This is a genomic window from Mycobacterium sp. 360MFTsu5.1 (assembly GCF_000383495.1).
Classification (GTDB): Bacteria; Actinomycetota; Actinomycetes; order Mycobacteriales; family Mycobacteriaceae; genus Mycobacterium; species Mycobacterium mucogenicum_B.
Window position 1 is genome coordinate 158967 of sequence record NZ_KB911465.1, and the last position, 23511, is coordinate 182477.

A 23511-nucleotide genomic window follows, 5' to 3' on the forward strand; every position below is an offset into this window, starting at 1 on the left:
TGAGTAGGCATGGGTCGCCGAAAGCGACCTCAGCAACGTGACAAACGGACCGAAGACCTAGCCCAATTCAACTGATAAAGGATGAGTTCGATGCGGATCGGCTACACGCCCGAGCAGGAGGAGCTGCGGCGCGAACTGCGCTCGTACTTCACCAAGCTCATGACCCCGGAGCGCGCCGAGGCCCTGGCGTCCAACGACGGTGAGATGGGACGCGGCAACGTCTACCGCGAGACCGTCGAGCAGATGGGCAAGGACGGCTGGCTGACGCTGAGCTGGCCGAAGGAGTACGGCGGCCAGGCCCGGCCCCCGATGGACGGCCTGATCTTCAACGACGAGGCCGCCATCGCCAACGTCCCGGTGCCGTTCCTGACCATCAACTCCGTGGCGCCGACGATCATGCACTTCGGCACCGAGGAGCAGAAGAAGTTCTTCCTGCCCAAGATCGCCGCGGGCCAGCTGCACTTCTCCATCGGCTACTCCGAGCCCGGCGCCGGCACCGACCTGGCGTCGCTGCGCACCACCGCCGTCCGCGACGGCGATGACTACGTCATCAACGGCCAGAAGATGTGGACGTCGCTGATCGCCTACGCCGACTACGTCTGGCTGGCGGCCCGCACCAACCCCGAGGCCAAGAAGCACCGCGGCATCTCGATGCTGATCGTGCCGACCACCGCCGAGGGCTTCTCCTGGACCCCGGTGCACACCATGTCCGGCGTGGACACCAGTGCCACCTACTACCAGGACGTCCGCGTCCCGACCTCCAGCCTGGTCGGCGAGGAGCACGGCGGCTGGAAGCTGGTCACCAACCAGCTCAACCACGAGCGTGTGGCCCTGGTGTCGGCACAGCCGATCTTCGTCGCGCTGGACGGCGTCCGGGAATGGGCCCAGAACACCAAGGACCACCACGGCAAGCGTCTGATCGACTCGGAGTGGGTGCAGCTGAACCTGGCCCGCGTGCACGCCAAGGCCGAAGTGCTGAAGCTCATCAACTGGGAGCTGGCCTCGGCCACCGACTCCGCGCCCTCCCCCGCCGACGCGTCGGCGGCCAAGGTGTACGGCACCGAACTGGCCACCGAGGCCTACAGGTTGCTCATGGAGGTGCTCGGCACCTCGGCGACCCTGCGCCGCGACACCCCGGGCGCGCTGCTGCGCGGCCGGATCGAGCGCTGGCACCGGTCCTGCCTGATCCTGACCTTCGGCGGCGGCACCAACGAGATTCAGCGCGACATCATCGGCATGGTCGCGCTCGGCCTGCCCCGAGTGAATCGCTAAGAGAGAGCGGCGAGTAATGGACTTCAAGACAACCGAAGCATCTGAGGACCTCGGCGGCCTGGTCCGGTCCATCACCGAATCGGTGGTGACCTCGGAGCGCCAGAAGGAACTGGACAAGCTCGACGAGCGGTTCGACCGTGAGCTGTGGGCCAAGCTGATCGACTCCGACATCCTGTCCACCACCGCACCGGAGTCGGTGGGCGGCGGCGGTTTCGGTCCGCTGGAGCAGTCTGCCGTGCTGGTGGCACTGGGCCGTCAGCTCGCGGCGGTGCCGTACCTCGAGTCGACCATCCTGGCCGCCGGCGCCATCGCCGAGTTCGGTTCGGCCGCGCTGCAATCCGAGTGGGCCACCCCGGCGGTCGCCGGCACCAAGATCGTCGTGCCCGCGCTCGACGGTGAGATGGGTCAAGGCCCGGTGCAGGCCACCGGATCCGATGAGACCGGCTACAAGCTGACGGGCACGCGTACCCAGGTCGCGTACGGCCCGGTCGCCGATGCCTTCCTGGTGCCGGCCGAAAGCGATTCCGGCGTCAAGGTTTTCCTGGTCGCCGCCGCTGATGCGGGCGTCACCGTCACCTCGCTGGACACCACCGGGCACGGCAGCGTCGCGCACGTGGATCTGCAGGGCGTGTCCGTCGCGGCCGACCGTATCGTCGGCGGCGCGGAGGTGCTCGCCTGGCTGCAGCTGCGGGGTGCCCTGGGCCGCAGCGCATTCCAGCTCGGCGTGGTGGAACGAGCGCTGGAGCTCACCGCGCTGTACGCGCGTGAGCGCGAGCAGTTCGACCGCCCGATCGGCAGCTTCCAGGCCGTGTCGTCCCGGCTGGCCGACGGCTACATCGACGTCAAGGCGCTGCGCCTGACGCTGACGCAGGCCTCCTGGCGCGTGGCCGAGGGTCTGCCGGCCGAGATCGACGTGAACACCGCGGCGTTCTGGGCCGCCGAGGCCGGCCACCGGGTGGCGCACACCGCGGTGCACGTGCACGGCGGTGTCGGTATCGACATGGATCACCCGGTGCACCGGTACTTCCTGGCGGCCAAGCAGACCGAGTTCGCGGTCGGCAGCGCCACCGGGCAGCTGCTGCAGATCGGGCGCGAACTGGCCGAGACGCCGGTCTGATCAGTTGATGTCCAACCGTCCCACCGTCAGCGACCTGCTACGTCCGCTCGTCGGCGTCACCGACCGCGGGTTGTACGACTGCGTTGCGGCACCGGACGATTCCTCACCCGACGATGACGGCGGCCCGGCTGATCTGATCAGCTGGGCCGACCACATCGCCGCGGGCGCACAGTTGGCCGCGGCGTTGAAGGCGCGACTGGACCCGGCCAAGCCACCGCATATCGGTGTGCTGCTGAGCAATACGACGTTCTTCTCGTCGCTGCTGGTGGCCGCCGCGCTGGCGGGGCTGGTTCCGGTCGGCCTCAACCCGACCCGCCGCGGGGCGGCGCTGGTCGGCGATGCCGAGCGCTCCGACTGCCAGCTGGTGCTCGCCGACAATCCCGACCTGGTCCCGGCCGGGCTCGACGCCGCGGGCATCGACGTCATCGACGTCGAATCCGCTTCGTGGGCAACCGAACTCGCCGGTTTCGCCGGCACGCCCGTGCAGTTCGCCGATGTCGATCCCGACGACCTGTTCATGCTGATCTTCACCTCGGGCACCAGCGGTGACCCCAAGGCCGTCCGCGTCACGCACGACAAGGTGGCGTTCCCGGGACAGATGCTGGCCGACCGCTTCGGCCTCGGGCGCGACGATACGTTCTACCTGTCGATGCCGCTGTTCCACTCCAACGCGGTGATGGCCGGCTGGGCGGTCGCACTGGCGGCACAGGGCTCGATCGCGTTGCGCCGCAAGTTCTCCGCGTCGGGCTTTCTCCGGGACGTGCGCCGCTACGGCGCCACCTACGCCAACTACGTCGGCAAGCCGCTGTCGTACATCCTGGCCACCCCGGCCCGCCCGGACGACACCGACAATCCCCTGAAGTTCATGTACGGCAACGAGGGCGCCCCGCGTGACCTGAACCGGTTCGCACAGCGTTTCGGCGTCATCGTCGTCGACGGTTTCGGCTCCACCGAGGGCGGCGTCGCGATCGCCCGCACCCCGGACACGCCGGCCGGCGCGCTCGGTCCGCTGACCGACGAGGTGGCCATCGTCGACGTGGACACCGGCCTGCCGTGCCCGCCGGGCGTGGTCGGCGAACTGGTGAACCCGACGGGCCGCGGCTGGTTCCGCGGCTACTACAACAACGAGGCCGCCGAGGCCGAACGCATGGCCGGCGGCATCTACCACACCGGCGACCTGGCGTACCGGGACGAAGCGGGATACATCTATTTCGCTGGGCGCCTTGGCGATTGGATGCGCGTCGACGGTGAGAACCTCGGCACCGCACCCATCGAGCAGGTGCTGCTGCGGCACCCCGACGTGGTCGAGGCGGCCGTCTACCCGATCCCCGACCCTGCCGTCGGAGACCAGGTGATGTCGGCACTCGTCCTGCTCGACGACGCGACATTCTCCGCCGACGACTTCAGCGCTTTCCTTGCCGCCCAAGAGGATCTGGGTCCCAAGCAGTGGCCCCGGTTCATCCGTGTCGCCACGAACCTGCCGCGCACCGAGACCTTCAAGGTCATCAAGCGGCAGCTGTCGGCCGAGGGCACCGACTGCGCGGACCCGGTTTTCGCGATCGCCCGCTAGTCGTGGACCGGGACGGCCTCGACGAGCGACATCGGCCCGGCCGTCGGGACCACGCGGGTCTGCCGAAAGCCTGCGCGCGCCAACAGTTCCGCGTATTCCGAACCGGTGCGCTCCCGGCCGCCGGCAGCCACCAGCATCTCCAGGTCCAGCAGCATGCCGGGGTGGTTCGGCGTGCCTTCCGGCAGCACCAATTCGACGAGGGCCAGGGTGCCGGCGGGGTCGATCGCCTTGCGGACGTTCCGCAGGATCACCAGCGCGCTGTCCTCGTCCCAGTCGTGGATGATCGTCTTCAGCAGGTAGGCATCCCCGCCTTCGGGGACCGCGTCGAAGAACGAACCGCCGCTGACGGTCACCCGGTCGGATACGCCGGCCGCGTCCAGCACCGGGCCGGCTCCGGCCACGACGGACGGTAGATCGAACAGCACACCGCTGGCGTCGGTGGCCTGCTGCAGCACCGCGGACAGCAGGGCCCCGTGCCCGCCACCGACGTCGACGATATTGCGGAAACGCGTGAAATCGTATGCGGGCATGAGGGTTTCGATCGCCATGGCGGACACCGCGGTCATGGCGTTGTTGAAAACCGCGGCCAGGTCGCGATCCTTCTCGAGGTACGCGAAGATGGGCATGCCGCGCAGCATCTCCGCGGACGTCTTGCCGGTCTGCACCGAGTACAGCAACTGGCCCCAGTGCTCCCAGTGCTTGGGATGGCCGATGAACAGCAGCATCGGTGCCAGCGAGCCCGGCGCATCAGATCGCAGGGCGTCCCCCAGCCGGCTCAGCGCGAACCGGCCGTCGCGCCCGTGCTTGAGCAGCGAGTTGCCCGCCAGTGCCCGCATGAGCCGTGCGGTGGCCCCGGGGTGCGAACCCACCCGGCGCGCAACGTCGTCGGCCGATGCGGGGCCGGCCGCCAGGGCGTCGAAGATGCCCAGCTTGGCGCCGACGTACATGGCCTGGGTCAGCCAGGCGCCCTGTCCCAGCTCGAAGAGCGCGACGTTCGCCGGGACGACGGACCGGCGCAACTGGCCCAGCCCGTCACGGACGCGGCCGATGCCGTCGATGAGCCAGGCGGGCGGTGGTTTCTGCGCGTTTGCCACGGGCACACAGTAATGCCACAGCTAACACCCACGCTAGAGCCGATTTCGCGACGGCCCCGGTGCGGCTCACAGGATCAGCCCGGGAATTGTGGATTAGTCTCGGCCGTATGAGATTGTCCGCGATCACCGGCCTCGTCGCGGCAGCGACCGCACTGTCTGTGGTGCTGGCCGGTTGCGACTCCGGCAGCGATGCGAGCGCGTCGTCCGACAACGCGACGAGCGCCGCGCCGACCGCGGCGGACGCGGGCAACAAACAGGCAGCCGACGGCCCCAACCCGACGATTGCCAGCTACATCAAAGACCACAAGATCACCGAACAGCAGGTGCACCGCACCGATCCGGGCGAGCCGAAGGTCGACCTGCCGAAGCCGGACGGCTGGCGGGCCACCGGCGACGACAATCCGCCGTGGGCGTACGACTCGATCATCTACAACGGACCCGTCGACGCGGCGAACTACGCGCCGAGCGTGGTCGCGCTGCTGTCGAAGCTCACCGGTGACGTCGACGCCAAGGCGCTGATGGCCACGGCGCCCGGGGAGATTCAGAACCTACCGGGCTTCACGCCGTCGGGCCCCGGAACGGAAACCAAGGTGCGCGACTACCCCGCCTACCGGATCGCCGGCACCTGGGTGTCCGACGGCAAGACGAAATTCGTCGCGCAGCAGACGGTGATCTTCCCGTCTGACGGGGCAACCTATGTCCTGCAACTGAATGCGGACGGCGCGGCGGACCAGACGCCCATCATCCAGGCGGCCACCGATGTGGTGGCGCGGCAGGTGAAGATCACGCCGTAGCGCTGAAGCTCACCTGCCGCGCGCGAAATCAGTTGTCGCGGATGGCGTCCAGGCGCTTGGTGGCGGCCTCGAACTCGGCGACCAGTTCGGCGATGATGGTCTCGACCGGACGGATCTCGTTCATCCGGCCGACGATCTGACCGACCGGCATCGCGACGGCGGTCGGGTCACCGGACTCGTTCATGCGCTGATGGGCCTCGCTGACCAGGATGTTCTGCAGCGGCATCGGCAGCGGATCGGGCGCGCCCTCGGCGTCCCAGGCGTCGGTCCAGCGGCTCTTGAGCAGCCGGGCCGGCTTGCCGGTGTAGATCTTGCGGCGGACGGTGTCGGCCGAGGTCGCGTTCAGCATCGCCTGCTGCACAACGGAAACGCCCGACTCCAGACGCACACCGAGGTCGTATTCGGCCGACGTCAGGAACGCCGAGCCCATCCAGACGCCCTGTGCGCCCAGTGCCAGGGCGGCGGCCAGCTGCCGTCCCGTGCCGATGCCGCCGGCGGCCAGCACCGGGGCCGAACCACCAAGGGCATCAACGATCTCCGGCCACAGCACCATGGAGCCGATCTCACCGGTGTGGCCACCGGCCTCGTGCCCCTGGGCGACGACGATGTCGACGCCGTTCTCCACGTGCCGCGCCGCGTGCTTGGCCGAGCCGGCCAGTGCGGCCACCGGAACACCCGCGGCGTGCGCCTGGTCGATGACGTCCTTGGGCGGCGAGCCGAGTGCGTTGGCGATCAGCTTGATCGGGTGCTTGAGCGCCACCTCGACGTGGCTGCGCGCCACCGAGTGCAGCCAGCCGAGCACGCCTTCGTTCTTCTCCTCGTCCGCCGGCAGCGGCGGCACCCCGAGCTCGGCGAGGGTCTTGGCGACGAAGTCCTTGTGCCCCTGCGGGATCAGCTTGTTGATGTCGACGCTGGTGCCCTCGGTGGGGACCTTGGCCGGCATCACGATGTCGACGCCGTACGGCTTGCCGTCGGTGTTGGCGTCCATCCACTGCAGGACGTTCTCGAGGTCGTCGGCGTCGTTGAACCGGACGCACCCCAGCACACCCATGCCGCCGGCACGGGTCACGGCCGCGGCCACCTTCTCCGACGGCGTGAAGACGAAGATCGGGTATTCGATCTCGAAGCGTTCGCAGAGTTCGGTTTTCATTTCTCGTTCCTGACTAGGCTTGTGCGCCTGCGTGTTTCGCGTGCACCTCATCGGCGGGACGCGCCTCGGTCTGCTCCTTGGCCCAGCGGTAGTCGGGCTTGCCGGCCGGGGACCGCTTGACCTCGTCGACCAGCCACAGGCTGCGCGGCACCTTGTAGCCGGCGATCTCGCTGCGGACGAACGCATCCAGGTCGGCCAGCGCCGGCTTGGTGCCCTCGCGCGGCTGCACGACGGCCGCGACGTGCTGACCGAAGCGCGGGTCCGGAACGCCGACGACCAGGGCGTCGAACACATCCGGGTGCCCCTTGAGTGCGGCCTCGACCTCTTCGGGGTAGATCTTCTCGCCACCGGAGTTGATCGACACCGAGCCGCGGCCCAGCATCGTCACGCTGCCGTCGGCCTCGACCTCGGCGTAGTCGCCGGGGATCGCGTACCGGACCCCGTTGTAGGTGCGGAAGGTCTCGGCGGTCTTCTTCTCGTCCTTGAAGTAGCCGACCGGGATGTGGCCGCACTTGGCGATGATGCCGCGCACGCCCGAGCCCGGAACCACCTCGTTGCCGTCCTCGTCGAGGACCTTGGTGTTCTTGTCGATGGTGACGCGCGGTCCGCCGGTGTGCGACTGGCCCTTCGCCACGATGCTGGTGCCACCGAAGCCGGTCTCCGACGAGCCGATGGAGTCGGTGATGACGCGGTTCGGCAGCAGCTCGAGGAACTTCTCCTTGAGGCTGGTCGAGAACAGTGCGGCGGTGCTCGCGAGCAGGAACAGCGACGACAGGTCGTACTGGTTGCCGGCTTCCTGGTGCGCCAGCAGCGCGTCCAGCAGCGGCCGCGCCATCGCGTCGCCGGTAAAGAACAGCAGATTCACCTTGTGCTCGTGGATCATTCGCCACGCGGCGTCGGCGTCGAACTCCGGCATCAGCACCACGGTGTGGCCGGTGAACAGCGCCATCCAGGTGGCCGACTGCGTCGCGCCGTGGATCATCGGCGGGATGGGGAGCCGGATCATCGGCGGGTTGGCGGCGGCCTGCTTGGACAGGTCGTATTCGTCGGCGATGGGCTCGCCGGTCGCGAAGTCGGTGCCGCCGAACAGCACTCGGTAGATGTCCTCGTGGCGCCACATGACGCCCTTGGGGAATCCGGTGGTGCCGCCGGTGTACAGCAGGTAGATGTCGTCCTCGCTGCGCGGGCCGAAGTCGCGCTCGGGCGAGCTGTCGGCGATGGCCGAGTAGAACTCGACGCCGCCATATCTGAGGTAGTCGTTGTCGCTACCGTCCTCCACGACCAGGATGGTCTTGAGCAGCGGCAGCTCGGGCAGCACGTTGGCCACCCGGTCGGAGTACTGGCGCTCATGGATGAGGGCGACCATGTCCGAGTTGTCGAACAGGTACTTCAGCTCGCCCTCGACGTAGCGGAAGTTGACGTTGACCAGGATCGCGCCGGCCTTGACGATGCCGAGCATGCCGATCACGATCTCGATGCGGTTGCGGCAGTACAGCCCAACCTTGTCGTCTTTCTTCACGCCCTGCGACTGGAGGTAGTGGGCCAGGCGGTTGGCCTTCTCCTCCAATTGGGCATAGGTCAGTTGTTCGTCGCCACAGATGAGTGCGACGCGGTCCGGCACAGCATCGATGGCGTGCTCGGCGAGATCTGCGATGTTCAGAGCCACGTTACATAAACTAGAACGTGTTACATTTTGTGACAAGTCTAACGATCTCGAGACCGGAAGTTGGTACCCGTGAGCGAACCCGGCGATAGCAAATTGGCTGGCCCCGACGCCCTCATTGAGCAGCGCGGACACACCCTGATCGTCACCCTGAACCGACCTGAGGCGCGCAACGCCCTCTCGTCCGAGATGCTCTCGATAATGGTCGAGGCCTGGGACCGCGTCGACAGCGATCCGGAGATCCGCACCTGCATCCTCACGGGCGCCGGCGGCTACTTCTGCGCGGGCATGGACCTCAAGGGCGCCGCCAAGAAGCCGCCGGGCGACTCGTTCAAGGACGGCAGCTACGACCCGTCGCGCATCGACGGTCTGCTCAAGGGCCGCCGCCTGACCAAGCCGCTGATCGCCGCGGTCGAGGGCCCGGCCATCGCCGGCGGCACCGAGATCCTGCAGGGCACCGACATCCGCGTCGCCGGCGAGAGCGCCAAGTTCGGCATCTCCGAGGCCAAGTGGAGCCTGTACCCGATGGGCGGTTCGGCGGTGCGCCTGGTGCGCCAGATTCCGTACACCATCGCGTGCGACATGCTGCTGACCGGCCGCCACATCACCGCGCAGCAGGCCCTGGACTACGGGCTGATCGGCTATGTGGTGCCGGACGGCACCGCGCTGGAGAAGGCGCTCGAGATCGCCGAGGTGATCAACAACAACGGTCCGCTGGCGGTGCAGGCCATCCTGAAGACCATCCGCGAGACCGAGGGCATGCACGAACTGGACGCCTTCAAGCCCGATACCGCCAACGGTATCCCGGTGTTCCTGTCCGAGGACTCCAAAGAAGGCCCGCTGGCGTTCAAGGAGAAGCGCGCGCCGCAGTTCAAGATGCGCTGATGCACATCGCGGTGACGGGCGGCACCGGCTACGTCGGTGCCCACACCGTCCGCGCCCTGTTGGCGGCCGGGCATACCGTCCGGCTGCTGGTGGTTCCCGGCGGCAGTGACGACGCGGCGCTCGACGCGCTGGGCAGTGTGGGTCCGCTCGAGGTCCTGACCGGCGACATCCGTGATCCCGCAACGGTTTCCGAGCTGCTGACCGGATGCGACGCCGCGCTGCACGCGGCCGGTGTCGTCGGTACCGACAGCCGGCGTACACAGCTGATGTGGGACATCAACGCCTACGCCACCGAGGCCCTGTTGACCCGGGCTTGTGAGTTCGGGCTGGACCCCGTGGTCTCGGTGTCGTCCTACAGCTCACTGTTCCCGCCGACCGACGGTGTCATCGGCCCCGACACTCCCCCGGCACCGGGCCGCAGCGATTACGCCCGCACCAAGGCCTACGCCGACAACGCGGCGCGGCGGCTGCAGGCCGCGGGCGCGCCCGTCGTCGTGACGTACCCGTCGTCGGTCGTCGGCCCGGCATTCCACACAGCAGTTGGTGTGACACAACGTGGTTGGGACCCGATCGTGCGGTACCGCGTCGCGCCGCGGCTGCGCGGAGGCATGCAGATGATCGATGTCGGCGACGTGGCGCGGGTGCACACGGCGCTGATGCGGCCGGGCCGCGGCCCGAAGCGCTATGTCTGCGGCGGGGTGATGCTGACGTTCGATCAGATGGTCGACGCGCTGCAGTCGGCGCTGGGCCGCTCCATTCGGCGGATTCCACTGTCGCCCGGCCTGTTTCGCGGCGTCGGCCGGGTATCGGACTTCGCCGGGCGCTGGCTGCCGCTGGCGGAGGGGCTGAGCTACGAAGCCGCCCTGCTGCTGACGGCCGCCGTCCCCACCGACGACAGCCTGACCCTGGCCGACCTGAGCCTGACCTGGCGCGACCCCCGAGAGTCAATCGTCGAATCTTTTGCGTGATTTGTGCACGATTTTCCGCGGTCATCGCGGAAAATCGTGCACAAATCACGAACGCCGGGGGGATCAGGATGCCAACCACCGACACCTCGCTGGTGCGTGGCCTGCTGCTGCAGTTCGCGCTACGGGTGCTGTTGGCGGTGTTCGTCGGGTTCGGCCTGCTGCTGGAGCCCCCGAACGCGAACCTGCCGCTGCATTGGGGCATCTTCGCGTGCTACCTCGCGATGGTCGCGGCATGGGGTTGGTGGGGACGACGCTCGGCCGACCAGTCCGACCGGCGCACCCAGCGCGTGGTGGCACTGCTCATGCTGTGCGCGGATCTGACTGTGGTGGCGGTCATTTCAGTGGACAGCGGGCTGAGTTCGCCGGAAACCTGGACGTCCGACGTCCTGCAGCACGGGCTGTTCCTGATCCCGCTGATCGCGGCGGCTCAGCTCGATCCCATGGTCAGCGCCATGATCGCCATTCCCACCGTCGCCACGTTCTTCGTCGTCAACTGGATCGACCGGGAAGCCAACGGTGACGAGCCCTGGGGCTCCATCCTGTTGCGGACCGCCATCGTGTTCGGTCTGGCCGCCGGTTCGGTCGCGCTGTCGTGGGTGCAGCAGTCCAAGACCAGGACCATCGCCGGGCTGGCGCAGGAGCGGACCCGTCTGCTCGAAGAGGTGATCAGCCTGGAGAAGCGCGAACGCCAATCCCTCTCGGAGCGCCTGCACGACGGCGCGCTGCAGTACGTCCTGGTGGCGCGGCACGACATGGAGGACGTCCGCGACGGGTCGGTCGAGGGGATGGACCGCGTCGACTTCGCACTCGCGGAATCCTCCCGGCTGCTGCGCGACGTGGTGCGCGAACTGCATCCCGAGGTGCTGGCCCGGTCCGGCCTCAAGGCCGCGATCACCGCACTGGCCGACGGCATTGCCGCACGGACCAGCATCACGGTTCATCTGGACGCCGACGGCTGGCCCGACAGCCTGCGCACCGCCGCCGACCACCTGCTCTACAGCGCGGCCCGCGAGTTCTCGACCAACGCGATCAAACACGCGCACGCCGACAACCTGCGATTCACACTGGCGCACAACGGAAGCCGGGCCGAACTACGCATCGCCGACGACGGCGTCGGCATCCCGCCGGACCGGCTCGCCCAGAGCGTCGAAGACGGTCACATCGGGTTCGCGTCGATCTGCACGAAAGTGCTTGCGACGGGCGGCGAATTCACGGTCACGGGCTCGCCGGGCACCGTCATCTCGATGGCGGTGCCGGCGGCGAGCACGGTCGGCAGCTAGCTCAGAGCACCCGCGGGGCCGGGGTGAACACCACCGGCATGGCCTCGGGGCCGCTGACGAAGTTGGCGGCGCGCAGTGGGATCTCCGCGCCGTCGGCCAAGCGCAGGTCGGGCAGGCGCTGCAGCAGCCGCTCGGTCATCAGGCGCAGCTCCAGCCGGGCCAGCTGGTTGCCCATGCAGAAATGGGTGCCGAAGCCGAAAGCCAAGTGGCTGTTGGGGTTCCGGTCGATATGGAACTCGTCCGGGTTCGGGAACTGGTCACCGTCGAAGTTCGCCGACTCGAACATCAGCATGACCTTCTCGTCTTTCTTCAGCTCAGTGCCGTAGAAGACGGTGTCCGCAGTCAAGGTGCGGCACATGTTCTTGATGGGCGACGTCCAGCGCAGCATCTCCTCGATCGCGCCGGGCATCAGCGACGCATCCGCGACCAAGCGGTCCCACTGGTCGCGGTTGCGCATCAGCTGCTCGGTGCCGCCGGACAGCGTGTGCCGCGTGGTCTCGTCGCCGCCGATCAAGATCAGCAGCGTCTCCATGACGATCTCGTCATCGCTCAGCCGCTGACCTTCGACCTCGGAGTTGATGAACACCGAGAACAGGTCGTCGGTCGGGTTGGCCCGCCGGTCCTTGATGACGTCCATGGTGAAAGCGGTATATGCCGCAAAGGTTTCCATCAGCTTCTGGATCGACGACTCGTCCAGGTGCGACGACAGCCCCGACACCAGCTCGTCGGACCAGTCGAGCAACATCTCACGCTCTTCGGGCACGACACCGAGCATGTCGCCGATGACGGCCATCGGCAGCGGGGCCGCCAGGTCGCGGACGAAGTCGGCCTCGCCCTTCTCACAGACGTTGTCGATCAGCGCATCGACCAGACGCCCGATCGACGGCACCTTGTCCATGACGCGCTTGCGGGTGAAGCCGGCGTTGACGAGCTTGCGCCGCACCAGGTGGGCCGGATCGTCCATGTCGATCATGTACGGCATGCCCGGCTGGTCGGGGCGGATGCCGCCGGCGTTGGAGAACAGCTCGGCGTTGCGCTCGGCGTCGAGCACCGACTGGTAGGTCGTCACCGCGGCTTGTCCGGTGCGGTCCCGGAACACCGGCTCGTTGGCCCGCATCCAGCGGTACGCCTCGTGCGCGGCTGCCCGGTCGGCATAGAACCGGCCGTCGGCCAGGTCAACGTCGGGGCGGGTGATAACACTGGTCACTTGATCTCCTGAGCATCGGCGAAGGTCATGTCTACGTTGTCAGCGGAACCCGAGAGCATGGCGCGTTTCGGCAATCCGAGGGCCGCCAATTCCAGGGCATACGGGTGGTCACCGAGGCGCACCGTCACGCCGCCGGGCCGGTAGCGCACCCCGGACGGTCTCATCACGCCGACGGTCTCCCGGGTGACACCGTCGAGGTGCGAATAGGTCGGGGGCGCCTGGGGTTTCGACGGCGCGGGCACCGGGAAGCCGGGCCGGAAGTCCATCCCGACGGCGAACCGGCCGTCGATGGTGACGTCGAAACCGAAGTTCTTCTCATCGCGAACGACAAAGTCCGCCATGACCTTCGGATATCCCCAGATCGATCGGCCGGCCTCCAGCGTGAAGGTCTGATCGACGGGCAGGTGATGGATGAAGGCACCGGCGGACTGCAGGGCGCGCAGGCCCGAGGCGTCCGAGCCGGGCGGGTTCACCATGATGTTGGTGCCGTACTCGTAGTACTCACCGAGGTCGCTGTCGACGTAGTGCATGAGCATCAGCACGGCCACCGCCCGGCGCCGGCGATACCGGCACACCTGCAGGCCGCTGTAGTCGATCATGCGCTGGGCGGCATCGGCGTCGACCGAGAACATCGCCATGTGCTGCGTCGCCTTGCGGACGCGCACGGGCATGGTCAGCACCGTGCCGGCAATGACATGCTGCGACGGTGCGGACTCGGTGGCGTCTGTCACAGCACAAATCTAGAACACGTTATAGACACTTTGCAATAAGTGTCTACTGCGGACTTCGCCAGCAGACGTAAACCTGCACGTCGACAACCCAAAACGACAGTTTTACGTCTGCTCGCGAGGGAAACTAGACCAATTCAGCCAGCTGGTTGATCTGCTCGACCGACTTGGCCCCGACGACCATCATCGTCACGCCCGAGGCCTCCCAGGCCTTGATCTGTTCCTTGACGTAGTCGAGGTTGCCGACGATCGCCGAGTCGTCGACCAACTCGTCCGGAATGACCTTGGCCGCCTCGTCCTTACGGTCGCTGCGGAACAGCTTCGTGACGTCGTCGACGACCTCGGAGTAGCCCATGCGGCGGTACACCTCGGCGTGGAAGTTGGTGTCCTCGGAGCCCATGCCGCCCATGTAGAGCGCCAGGTGCGGCTTCATCATCTCCATGACCATCGGCCGGTCGTCGGTGACGATGATCTGCGCGGTCGCACAGATTTCGAACGTCTCACGGGTACGACGGGCACCGGCGCGGGCGAAGCCCTCGTCGAGCCATTCGTTGTACATGCCGGAGATGCGCGGCGAGTAGAAGATCGGCAGCCACCCATCGGCGATCTCGGCGGCCAGCGCGACGTTCTTGGGGCCTTCGGCGCCCAGCATCACCGGGATGTCCGCGCGCAGCGGATGCGTGATGGGCTTCAGCGGCTTACCCAGCCCCGTCGTGCCCTCACCCGAGAGCGGCAGCGGGTAGTGCGGGCCGGCGCTGGTCACCGGCGCCTCGCGGGCCCACACCTGGCGCAGGATGTCGATGTATTCGCGGGTGCGCGCCAACGGCTTCGGGAACTTCTGGCCGTACCAGCCCTCGACGACCTGCGGCCCCGAGACGCCGAGGCCCAGGATGTGGCGGCCGCCCGACAGATGGTCGAGGGTCAGCGCTGCCATGGCACACGCCGTGGGCGTGCGGGCCGACATCTGGATGACCGAGGTGCCCAGGCGCATCCGTGTGGTTTCCCGGCCCCACCAGGCCAGCGGCGTGTAGGCATCCGAGCCCCAGGCCTCCGCGGTGAAGACGGTATCGAAACCGGCTTCCTCCGCGGCGGCGACGAGCGTCGCGTGGTCGGTGGGCGCCTTGGCGCCCCAGTATCCGAGCTGCAAACCGAGTTTCATGGGGTCGCCTTTCCGAGGGTGCTTGCCACGATTGTTAGAACCTGTTCTACTCGATGCCGTGAGCGTTAGCCAAAGCAGCCCAGCCCAGATGGCAGGCCATGAGCCGCCCCTTTCGGCTCCGCTGAAACTGTCATTCGACTACACCCGTTCAGTCGGTCCGGTCCTGAGTCAGTTCTTCACCGCGCTGCGCGGACGACGCATCGTCGGCACCCGCGGTTCGGACGGCCGGGTACACGTCCCGCCCGCCGAGTATGACCCTGTCACGTACGAGGCCCTGACCGAGGTGGTTCCGGTTTCCAGTGTCGGCACCGTGGTGTCGTGGACCTGGCAGCCCGAGCCCCTGGAAGGCCAGCCCCTGCAGCGTCCGTTCGCCTGGGCGCTGATCAAGCTGGACGGCGCCGACACCCCGCTGTTGCACGCCGTCGACGCCCCGGAGGGGTCGCTGAAGTCCGGCGATCGCGTCCGCGCGCACTGGGTCGACGAGCCTGTCGGTGCCATCACGGACATCGCGTACTTCGTGCCCGGGGAAGACGCTGCAGAACCGTTGCCGGCCGACGATCGCGACCCCGTGACCATGCTGGTCTCGCCGTCGTCCATCGAAATCCAGCACACCGCTTCACTTCCCGAGAGCACCTTCCTGCGCGGCCTGCAGGAGGGCAAGCTGCTCGGTGGCCGCACCAAGGTCGGCCGCGACGGCAAGCCGGGCCCGGTGCTGTTCCCGCCGAAGGAGGCCGACCCGGCCACCGGCATGGTCCTCGACGAGTTCGTCGAGCTGCCCGACCGCGGCACCGTCACGACCTTCGCGATCATCAACATCCCGTTCCCGGGTCAGCGCATCAAGCCGCCGTATGTGGCCGCCTACGTGCTGCTCGACGGTGCCGACATCCCGTTCCTGCACCTGGTCACCGAGATCGACGCGGCCGACGTCCGGATGGGCATGCGGGTCGAGGCGGTGTGGAAGCCCCGTGAGGAATGGGGCCTGGGCATCGACAACATCTCGCACTTCAAACCGTCCGGCGAACCCGACGCCGACTACGACTCGTACAAGCACCACCTGTAAAGGGCCACAATGACTTCCAGCGATGTAGCTGTCGTCGGGTTCGCGCATGCGCCGCATGTGCGCCGCACCGACGGCACCACGAACGGCGTCGAGATGCTGATGCCGTGCTTTGCCAAGCTGTTCACCGAGTTGGGCCTGCAGCAGACCGACATCGGCTTCTGGTGCTCAGGTTCTTCGGATTACCTTGCCGGCCGGGCCTTCTCGTTCATCTCGGCCATCGACTCCATCGGCGCGGTGCCGCCGATCAACGAGTCGCACGTCGAGATGGACGCCGCGTGGGCGCTGTACGAGGCCTACATCAAGATCCTGACGGGTGAGGTCGACACTGCGCTGGTCTACGGCTTCGGCAAGGGCAGCGCCGGCACCCTGCGCCGGGTGCTGGCCCTGCAGACCGACCCGTACACCGTCTCGCCGCTGTGGCCGGACGCCGTCTCGATGGCGGGCCTGCAGGCCCGGTTCGGCCTGGACGCCGGCAAGTGGACCGCCGAGCAGATGGCGCAGGTGGCGCTGGACTCGTTCGCCGTCGCCGAGCGCGTCGACCGCCTCGAGTCCGCGTCCAGCGTCAGCGAGCTGCTGTCCCGGCCGTTCTTCGCCGACCCGCTGCGCCGTCACGACATCGCGCCGATCACCGACGGCGCGTCCGCGATCGTGCTGGCCTCGGCCGACAAGGCGCGCGAACTGCGCGAAAACCCGGCCTGGATAACCGGTTTCGAGCACCGCATCGAGACCCCGATCCTGGGTGCCCGTGACCTCACGGTCTCGACGTCGACCGCCGCTTCGGCCGCCGCCGCCACCGGTGGGGACCCCGGCTCGATCGACATCGCCGAACTGCACGCGCCGTTCAGCCACCAGCAGCTGATCCTCACCGAGGCGATCGGGCTCAAGGACTCCACCAAGATCAACCCGTCGGGCGGCGCGTTGGCCGCCAACCCGATGTTCTCCGCCGGCCTGGAGCGCATCGGCTTCGCCGCCGAGCACATCTTCAACGGCTCGGCGAACCGCGTGCTGGCCCACGCCACGAGTGGTCCTGCGCTGCAACAGAATCTGATTGCCGTCCTGGAGGGTAAGAACTGATGGCGAACAAAGCTGCCGTCCTCGGTACTGGACAGACCAAGTACGTCGCCAAGCGTTCCGATGTCTCGATGAACGGCCTGGTGCGCGAGGCCATCGATAGAGCGCTCGCCGACTCCGGTTGCACCATGGCCGATATCGACGCCGTCGTCGTCGGCAAGGCACCGGACTTCTTCGAGGGCGTCATGATGCCCGAGCTGTTCATGGCCGACGCCACCGGCGCCACCAACAAGCCGCTGATCCGCGTGCACACCGCCGGTTCGGTGGGTGGCTCGACCGCGATCGTCGCCGCCAGCCTGGTGAAGTCCGGCAAGTACCGCCGCGTGCTGACCATGGCGTGGGAGAAGCAGTCCGAGTCGAATGCCATGTGGGCGCTGTCGATTCCGGTGCCGTTCACCAAGCCGGTCGGCGCGGGCGCGGGCGGCTACTTCGCCCCGCACGTGCGGGCCTACATCCGTCGCTCGGGCGCGCCGGAGAACATCGGCGCCATGGTCGCGGTCAAGGACCGGCTCAACGGCGCCAAGAATCCGCTGGCGCACCTGCACCAGCCCGACATCACCGTCGAGAAGGTGATGTCGTCGCAGATGCTCTGGGACCCGATCCGTTTCGACGAGACCTGCCCGTCGTCCGACGGTGCGGCCGCGCTGGTGATCGGCAACGAGGAAGTGGCCGACGCCCGCGTCGCCGAGGGACATCCGGTGGCCTGGATCCACGCCACCGCGCTGCGCACCGAACCGCTGGCCTACTCGGGCCGCGATCAGGTGAACCCGCAGGCCGGCCGCGACGCGGCCGCCGCCCTGTGGCGCGATGCCGGGATCACCAGCCCGATCGACGAAATCGATTGCGCCGAGGTCTATGTGCCGTTCTCGTGGTACGAGCCGATGTGGCTGGAGAACCTGGGCTTCGCGCCCGAAGGTGAAGGCTGGAAGCTGACGCAGGCGGGCGAGACCGCCATCGGCGGCAAGATTCCGTTCAACGCCTCCGGCGGTGTGCTCTCGTCGAATCCCATTGGCGCATCCGGCATGATCCGCTTCGCCGAGTCGGCCATCCAGGTCATGGGTAAGGCCGGCGACCACCAGGTCGAGGGCGCCCGCAAGGCACTGGGCCACGCGTACGGCGGTGGCGCACAGTACTACTCGATGTGGGTCGTCTCGAGCGACAAGCCTGGAAAGAACTGACATGACGGTTTCCGATCCGAATCATCCCGCGCACCTGGCCGGCAAGCGGTCACGCGATGCCGTCGCCGCCCGCGACAAGGAGGCCTGGCTGGCCAACTTCGCCGACGACGCCATCGTGCAGGACCCGATCGGGCCGTCGTTCCTCGATCCCGAGGGCAAGGGACACCGCGGCAAGGAAGCCATCTCGGCCTTCTGGGACAAGGCGATCGCGCCCACCGACAGTCTCGTGTTCAACTTCGAGACCACCTACCAGTGCGGTGACGAGGAAGCCAACGTCGGCAACATCGTGACCACCATCGGCGGGCACGACTTCACCACCCACGGCGTCTTCACCTACCGCGCCAACGAAGCCGGGCAGCTACTGGCACTGCGCGCCTTCTGGGAAGCGCCGCGTACCTCGTGATTTGTGCACGATTTTCCGCGCTGGCCGCGGAAAATCGTGCACAAATCACCGGTTAGAAAGTCCAGGAACCCGACGGCTGCAGGACGAAGCCGTGGCCGCCGTCGGTGGTGTCGATACAGGCGGTGACGCCACCGGCTACCACGCCGCATGTCGTGGTCGCCAGAGTCACCTTCTCCCCGGGCGCCAGTAGTGGCGCGCCGGCCAGATCGGCCGGGACGTCGCCGCGGTAGTTGCTGACCGTCCCCGCATTGGCCGCGTGCAGCTGTGCCACCCCGAAATCACGTGGCGCCTTGGCGGTGGGATCGACCGTGACGCCCAGACCCGCCATCCCCGGCACCGGCCCGTAGCACCGCACGACCGGCCCGGTGCCGGACAACGTGCTGAGCAGACACGCCAGTCCGTCGGGCGTGGAGAACTTCACCATCTGCTGATCGGTGCGCTGGTACGTCGTCAGGTGCGTGTTCGTGACGACGTTGAACCCCGAGAAGTCGGGAAAGTTGGGCGGCGGCGCGGCGTGCGCCAACGGAGCCGTCAGCGCGATGGAGGCACCGGCCAGGACGAAGAGCGGCAGCTTCATGCGCCCAGTCTTGGCCGAACGTCGGCCGGATTGTCCGATTTCGGCGAAATCCGGGCTCTACAGCTCTTCCAGCCCCGCCAGGTAGCGCTCGGCCAGCTCGCGGTAGGCCTGCGGGTTGGTGTTGATCCACGTCTCGGCGCCGGTCCCGGCGATCGGGCCGCGAATCTTGGCCGGCGAACCCACGACCAGCACCTCGTCGGGGATCTTGGTCCCGGCGACCACCAGCGAGTGGGCCGCGACCAAGCTGCGCCGGCCGATCACCGCGCCGTCGAGGATGGTGCTGTTGTTGGCGATCAGCGCTTCGGCACCGACATGGGCGCCGTGCACGACGCACAGGTGGGCGATGGTCGCGCCGGGCCCGATGTCGACCGGAATGCCCGGCGGGGCGTGCAGCACGGACCCGTCCTGCACGTTTGCACCATTGCGGATGACGACGGGCGCGTAATCGGCGCGCAGAACCGCGTTGAACCACACCGAGGCCCCGGCTTCGACACGAACATCGCCGATCAGGACGGCGGTGGGGGCGATGAACGCCGTGGGGTCGACGACCGGGCTTCGGCCCTCGAACGAGTAAAGCGGCATGACATAGATATACCGCAGGTCGGGACGCTTGCATTGCGCTGCACCGAGGAAAAACTGTAACGTGTTCTAGTTACTAGGCACAGATTGGGAGGCCAAGGTGAGCACCGAAACCGCGGGGGTTCGCGAGATCGATACCGGCGCGCTGCCGGACCGCTTTGCCCGTGGATGGCACTGCGTGGGTCCTGTGAAGAACTTCCTGGACGGCAAGCCGCATTCTTTCGAGGCGTTCGGCACCAAATTGGTGGTGTTCGCGGACTCGAAAGGCGACCTGAAAATCCTGGACGGCTACTGCCGCCACATGGGCGGGGACCTGTCGCAGGGCACCATCAAAGGGGACGCGGTCGCCTGCCCGTTCCACGACTGGCGCTGGGGCGGGGACGGCAAATGCCAACTCGTGCCCTACGCCAAGCGCACGCCGCGCCTGGCCCGCACCCGCGCCTGGCAGACCGACGTCCGCGGCGGCCTGCTGTTCGTCTGGCACGACCACGAGGGCAACGCCCCCACCGACGAGGTCCGCATCCCGGAGATCCCCGAAGCCGCCAGCGACGAGTGGACCGACTGGCAGTGGAACTCGATGCTCATCGAAGGCAGCAACTGCCGCGAGATCATCGACAACGTCACCGACATGGCGCACTTCTTCTACATCCACTACGGCCTGCCGACGTACTTCAAGAACGTCTTCGAAGGCCACATCGCCAGCCAGTACCTGCACAACGTGGGCCGCCCCGACATCGGCGGCATGGGCACCCAGTACGGCGAAGCGCACCTGGATTCGGAAGCCTCGTACTTCGGGCCGTCGTTCATGATCAACTGGCTGCACAACAACTACAGCGGCTACAAGGCCGAGTCGATCCTGATCAACTGCCACTACCCGGTCAGCCAGGACGCCTTCGTGCTGCAGTGGGGCGTCATCGTCGAAAAGCCCAAGGGCATGGACGAAAAGACCACCCAGAAGCTCGCCGACGCCATGACCGACGGGGTCAGCAAGGGCTTCATGCAGGACGTCGAAATCTGGAAGCACAAAACCCGCATCGACAACCCGCTGCTGGTCGAAGAAGACGGCGCGGTCTACCAGATGCGCCGCTGGTACCAGCAGTTCTACGTCGACGTCGCCGACATCACCCCGGACATGACCGACCGCTTCGAGTTGGAGATCGACACCACCGTCGCCAACGAGAAATGGCAAGGCGAAGTGGCCGAGAACCTGCGCCTGCAGGCCGAGGCCAAGGAATCCGCAGAGCAGACCAGCTGATGACCCAGCACAGCGGGCGGGATCAGGCTCGGAGCCCATTTGTCGGCACCGCCGACGAAGCCGAGAGCCTGGCCCGTTCGATGCTGCAGCTGATGGGTCATGGCGAAGACGACGACCACGCCCATCCCGCATCCGATGCACCGGCGAACGGATCCTGGTCCAAAGCACCGGATTTCGCCGGTGACCCGGTGCGGCTGGCCGCGGTTCGTGAAGCCACCGCGGCCGACCGTCAGCGGTACCTGACCTCGGGCCTGGTTCCGGTGGACTGCCGGTTCTGCCACTCGACGGTATCGGTGAAGAAGTTGGGTCCGGAACACACTGCGGTGCAGTGGAATTCGGAGGCGACGCAGCGGTGCGCGTATTTCAGCGAGATCCGTGCCGAAGGCGGCGACCCCAGCCGCAGCCGCTCGTGCCCGAAGATGTCCGACAGCATCAAGCATGCGGTCGCCGAGGGGTGCCTGGAAGAGTTCTCCACCGCCCCCTCCCCCGGCGACGGCTGAGTTTCTCTCGCGCAGAAACGCGAAAACCCCCTGAATCGCTTGATTCAGGGGGTTTTCGCGATTGTTCAGCTGTTACAGGTTGGCGAAGCGCTCCTTGACCTGTTCCTCGGTCAGCCCGTAGTCGGACAGCGAGTAGGTGTGCTTCGGTGCGCGCGGACCCTGCTGACTCTGGGCGTGGCTCTCGCTGATGGCCTCGCGTGCGGCGTCGGTGAACTCGATGTCGAACGTGCGGTAGATGCCCTCGACGGCGCCGACCGGGTCCTTGATGAACTCGAAGTAGTCGACATCGCAGAACTGCTTGGGATCATGCTTGGCCCGTTCGGCGTTGAACAGCTCCAGGCCCCGTGACCACGTTTCCATCGAGTCGTCGCCGATCACCTTGCCCGTGAACGTGTTCGACCAACCCTCTGTGGTGTGCTGCGCGAGTGAGCACATCGACGCCATGATGGTCTCGGCCGGCCGGTGGCATTGCACCACCAATGCGTCCGGGTACACCTTGAACAGCGCATCCAGCGCGAACAGATGGCTGGGATTCTTGAGCACCCAGCGCTTTTCAGGCTCGTTCAGCCCGATCAACTGTAGGTTCTTGCGGTGCCGCTGGTAGGACTTGGTCCAGTCCTGCCGGGCCAGCCACTGCGCGTACGACGGGACGTGCGCCAGCGTCTCGTAGGACACCGAGTGCAGCGACTGACGCAGCAGCTGCCAGCATTCCTCGACCTCGTCGGCCGTCATGAAGTGCAGGCCCGTGTAGTCCGGGTTCTCTTCGTGAGCCTGCTTGAACCGCGCATCGAGTGCACTGAAAACCGGGTTGTCGGACCAGGTTTCGCGCGGTGGCCGGGGCTGCGGGAACTCGGCCAGCCACATCTCCAGGCCCTGGTGCCGCGGGTCGGCCGTCAGCAGCCGGTGGATCACCGTGGTGCCGGTGCGCGGCAGGCCGGTGACGAAGATGGGCCGCTCGATCGGCACGTCGGCGTGCTGCGGGTACTGCTTGAACGCCGCGTTGGACACCAGGCGGGCCACCAGCGCGTTGCGGGTGAAGAACCGCTGCATCTTGCTGCCGAGCTCGGTCAGGTCGGCCTCGCGCCGGTACGAATCCAGCAGCACGCCAAGAGCTTCCAGGTAGTTGTCGTCGTCGCCGCCGAAGTCGTCCAGGCCACAGGCCTTGACGGCCGAGGCGTGCAGGTCCTCGACAGTGCCGACGTTGGTCCGAAGTGCGCTCATGCCTTGTACTCCCCGCAGTTGACGTCGAGCGACTGGCCGGTGATGCCACTGGCCAGGTCACTGGCCAGGAACAGGATGGCAGAAGCCACCTCGTCCTCGGTCGGCAGCCGCTTGAGGTCGGAGCCGGCGGCCGACGCCGCGTAGATCTGCTCGACGGTGGTGCCGTACTTCTGGGCTTGATGGCTGAAGTAGCCCTCCAGGGTTTCGCCCCAGATGTAGCCCGGCATCACGGAGTTCACCCGGATGCCCTTCTCGCCCAGCTCGGTCGAGAGGGTCTGGGACATGGCCAGCAGGGCCGACTTCGCCATCTTGTAGGCGCCGTACTTGGCCTGCGAATGCCGCACGACCATCGAATTCACGTTCACCACCGAGCCTTTGGCGGTCTCGAGCGCCGGGGTGAAGCCCTGGGTCATGCGCAGCGCGCCGAACACCGTCAGCTCGATCGCATCGCGCATGTGCTCAAAGGTGGTGTTCGCGAAGGGCTTCATCGACGGCACCCGGAACGCGTTGTTGATCAACACGTCCGCCTTGCCGAACTCCTCCGTGGTGCGGGCCACCACATTGGCGACCTGCTCCTCGTCGGTGATGTCGGCGCCCACCACCAGTGCGCGGCGGCCCAGCTCCGTCACCTCCTTGGCGACGACCTCGAGTCGCTCCACCGTGCGGGCCACCAGCACCAGGTCGGCGCCGTTCTCCGCACATCGGCGCGCCAGCGTCGTCCCGAGCCCAGGCCCGACGCCGCTGATCACCACCACCTTGCTCGTCAGCAGTCCGCTCACG

23 protein-coding genes are annotated in these 23511 nt (G+C 67.2%); 13 read left to right on the forward strand and 10 right to left on the reverse strand.

Annotated features, from left to right (window positions below):
• Positions 1-90 precede the first annotated feature (90 nt).
• Genes H289_RS0110545 through fadD17 form a run of 3 tightly spaced genes read left to right on the forward strand, consistent with a single transcriptional unit; the run spans position 91 to position 3959 of the window.
• A complete protein-coding gene (locus H289_RS0110545; protein WP_029105069.1) occupies positions 91-1272 on the forward strand; it encodes an acyl-CoA dehydrogenase family protein in 1182 nt (393 codons plus the stop codon).
• Positions 1273-1288: 16 nt separating this feature from the next.
• Positions 1289-2389 carry an acyl-CoA dehydrogenase family protein gene (locus tag H289_RS0110550; protein ID WP_020100755.1) on the forward strand — a complete coding sequence of 367 codons (1101 nt, stop codon included), beginning with the start codon at positions 1289-1291 and terminating at the stop codon, positions 2387-2389.
• 7 nt (positions 2390-2396) lie between these two features.
• Entirely contained in the window at positions 2397-3959 is a 1563-nt protein-coding gene (gene fadD17 / locus H289_RS0110555) for a long-chain-fatty-acid--CoA ligase FadD17 (protein ID WP_020100756.1), read from the forward strand.
• On the opposite strand, the gene H289_RS0110560 is transcribed toward fadD17, so the two are convergent.
• Complete coding sequence (locus H289_RS0110560; RefSeq protein ID WP_020100757.1) at positions 3956-5059, reverse strand: methyltransferase; 1104 nt, start codon at positions 5057-5059, stop codon at positions 3956-3958. The two genes, fadD17 and H289_RS0110560, sit on opposite strands and share 4 nt — an antisense overlap.
• Before the next feature lie 101 nt (positions 5060-5160).
• Between H289_RS0110560 and H289_RS0110565 the strand changes: the two genes are divergently transcribed.
• Positions 5161-5847 carry an LpqN/LpqT family lipoprotein gene (locus H289_RS0110565; RefSeq protein ID WP_020100758.1) on the forward strand — a complete coding sequence of 229 codons (687 nt, stop codon included), beginning with the start codon at positions 5161-5163 and terminating at the stop codon, positions 5845-5847.
• Positions 5848-5875: 28 nt separating this feature from the next.
• Here H289_RS0110565 and H289_RS0110570 read toward each other — a convergent pair whose 3' ends face one another.
• Complete coding sequence (locus H289_RS0110570; RefSeq protein ID WP_020100759.1) at positions 5876-6997, reverse strand: NAD(P)H-dependent flavin oxidoreductase; 1122 nt, start codon at positions 6995-6997, stop codon at positions 5876-5878.
• Between the two features lie 13 nt (positions 6998-7010).
• Positions 7011-8663 carry an acyl-CoA synthetase gene (locus tag H289_RS0110575; RefSeq protein ID WP_020100760.1) on the reverse strand — a complete coding sequence of 551 codons (1653 nt, stop codon included), beginning with the start codon at positions 8661-8663 and terminating at the stop codon, positions 7011-7013.
• A 93-nt stretch (positions 8664-8756) separates the two neighbouring features.
• On the opposite strand from H289_RS0110575, the gene H289_RS0110580 reads away from it, so the two are divergent.
• From H289_RS0110580 to H289_RS0110590, 3 genes are all read left to right on the forward strand, one after another.
• Positions 8757-9545: a crotonase/enoyl-CoA hydratase family protein gene (locus H289_RS0110580; protein ID WP_090562900.1), complete on the forward strand. Its 789-nt coding sequence runs from the start codon at positions 8757-8759 to the stop codon at positions 9543-9545.
• Complete coding sequence (locus tag H289_RS0110585; protein ID WP_020100762.1) at positions 9545-10513, forward strand: NAD-dependent epimerase/dehydratase family protein; 969 nt, start codon at positions 9545-9547, stop codon at positions 10511-10513. The genes H289_RS0110580 and H289_RS0110585 overlap by 1 nt, the downstream gene beginning before the upstream one ends.
• A gap of 68 nt (positions 10514-10581) precedes the next feature.
• Positions 10582-11793, forward strand: a complete 1212-nt coding sequence (locus H289_RS0110590) for a sensor histidine kinase (RefSeq protein WP_020100763.1) — start codon at positions 10582-10584, stop codon at positions 11791-11793.
• Between the two features lies 1 nt (position 11794).
• Here H289_RS0110590 and H289_RS0110595 read toward each other — a convergent pair whose 3' ends face one another.
• From H289_RS0110595 to H289_RS0110605, 3 genes are all read right to left on the reverse strand, one after another.
• Positions 11795-13000, reverse strand: coding sequence for a cytochrome P450 (locus H289_RS0110595; RefSeq protein ID WP_020100764.1), 1206 nt, complete (start codon positions 12998-13000; stop codon positions 11795-11797).
• Positions 12997-13671: an acetoacetate decarboxylase family protein gene (locus H289_RS0110600; RefSeq protein ID WP_051128467.1), complete on the reverse strand. Its 675-nt coding sequence runs from the start codon at positions 13669-13671 to the stop codon at positions 12997-12999. The genes H289_RS0110595 and H289_RS0110600 overlap by 4 nt, the downstream gene beginning before the upstream one ends.
• 184 nt (positions 13672-13855) lie before the next feature.
• On the reverse strand, positions 13856-14887 hold the full coding sequence (locus H289_RS0110605; RefSeq protein WP_020100766.1) for an LLM class F420-dependent oxidoreductase: 1032 nt from the start codon (positions 14885-14887) through the stop codon (positions 13856-13858).
• A gap of 58 nt (positions 14888-14945) precedes the next feature.
• On the opposite strand from H289_RS0110605, the gene H289_RS0110610 reads away from it, so the two are divergent.
• The 4 genes from H289_RS0110610 to H289_RS0110625 are packed head-to-tail and all read left to right on the forward strand — an operon-like array spanning position 14946 to position 18599.
• Entirely contained in the window at positions 14946-15947 is a 1002-nt protein-coding gene (locus H289_RS0110610) for a Zn-ribbon domain-containing OB-fold protein (RefSeq protein ID WP_029105070.1), read from the forward strand.
• Between the two features lie 9 nt (positions 15948-15956).
• Positions 15957-17021, forward strand: a complete 1065-nt coding sequence (locus H289_RS0110615) for a thiolase family protein (protein ID WP_029105071.1) — start codon at positions 15957-15959, stop codon at positions 17019-17021.
• Complete coding sequence (locus H289_RS0110620; protein WP_020100769.1) at positions 17021-18196, forward strand: thiolase family protein; 1176 nt, start codon at positions 17021-17023, stop codon at positions 18194-18196. The genes H289_RS0110615 and H289_RS0110620 overlap by 1 nt, the downstream gene beginning before the upstream one ends.
• Position 18197: 1 nt before the next feature.
• Entirely contained in the window at positions 18198-18599 is a 402-nt protein-coding gene (locus tag H289_RS0110625; protein ID WP_020100770.1) for a nuclear transport factor 2 family protein, read from the forward strand.
• 52 nt (positions 18600-18651) lie between these two features.
• Here the strand turns inward: H289_RS0110625 and H289_RS0110630 are convergent, their stop codons facing one another.
• Together H289_RS0110630 and H289_RS0110635 are read right to left on the reverse strand one after the other, a co-directional pair.
• Positions 18652-19176: a hypothetical protein gene (locus H289_RS0110630; protein WP_020100771.1), complete on the reverse strand. Its 525-nt coding sequence runs from the start codon at positions 19174-19176 to the stop codon at positions 18652-18654.
• A gap of 57 nt (positions 19177-19233) precedes the next feature.
• Positions 19234-19758 (reverse strand): gamma carbonic anhydrase family protein, encoded by a 525-nt coding sequence (locus H289_RS0110635; RefSeq protein ID WP_020100772.1) that lies wholly within the window; start codon positions 19756-19758, stop codon positions 19234-19236.
• A 97-nt stretch (positions 19759-19855) separates the two neighbouring features.
• Between H289_RS0110635 and H289_RS0110640 the strand changes: the two genes are divergently transcribed.
• Both H289_RS0110640 and H289_RS0110645 read left to right on the forward strand, forming a co-directional pair.
• On the forward strand, positions 19856-21010 hold the full coding sequence (locus tag H289_RS0110640; RefSeq protein ID WP_029105072.1) for a 3-ketosteroid-9-alpha-monooxygenase, oxygenase component: 1155 nt from the start codon (positions 19856-19858) through the stop codon (positions 21008-21010).
• Positions 21010-21510 (forward strand): hypothetical protein, encoded by a 501-nt coding sequence (locus tag H289_RS0110645; RefSeq protein WP_020100774.1) that lies wholly within the window; start codon positions 21010-21012, stop codon positions 21508-21510. Before H289_RS0110640 ends, H289_RS0110645 begins: the two co-directional genes overlap by 1 nt.
• 72 nt (positions 21511-21582) lie before the next feature.
• On the opposite strand, the gene H289_RS0110650 is transcribed toward H289_RS0110645, so the two are convergent.
• Both H289_RS0110650 and H289_RS0110655 read right to left on the reverse strand, forming a co-directional pair.
• Positions 21583-22731, reverse strand: coding sequence for a sulfotransferase family protein (locus H289_RS0110650; protein ID WP_020100775.1), 1149 nt, complete (start codon positions 22729-22731; stop codon positions 21583-21585).
• Positions 22728-23510, reverse strand: a complete 783-nt coding sequence (locus tag H289_RS0110655) for an SDR family oxidoreductase (protein WP_020100776.1) — start codon at positions 23508-23510, stop codon at positions 22728-22730. The genes H289_RS0110650 and H289_RS0110655 overlap by 4 nt, the downstream gene beginning before the upstream one ends.
• Between the last annotated feature and the right edge of the window lies 1 nt (position 23511).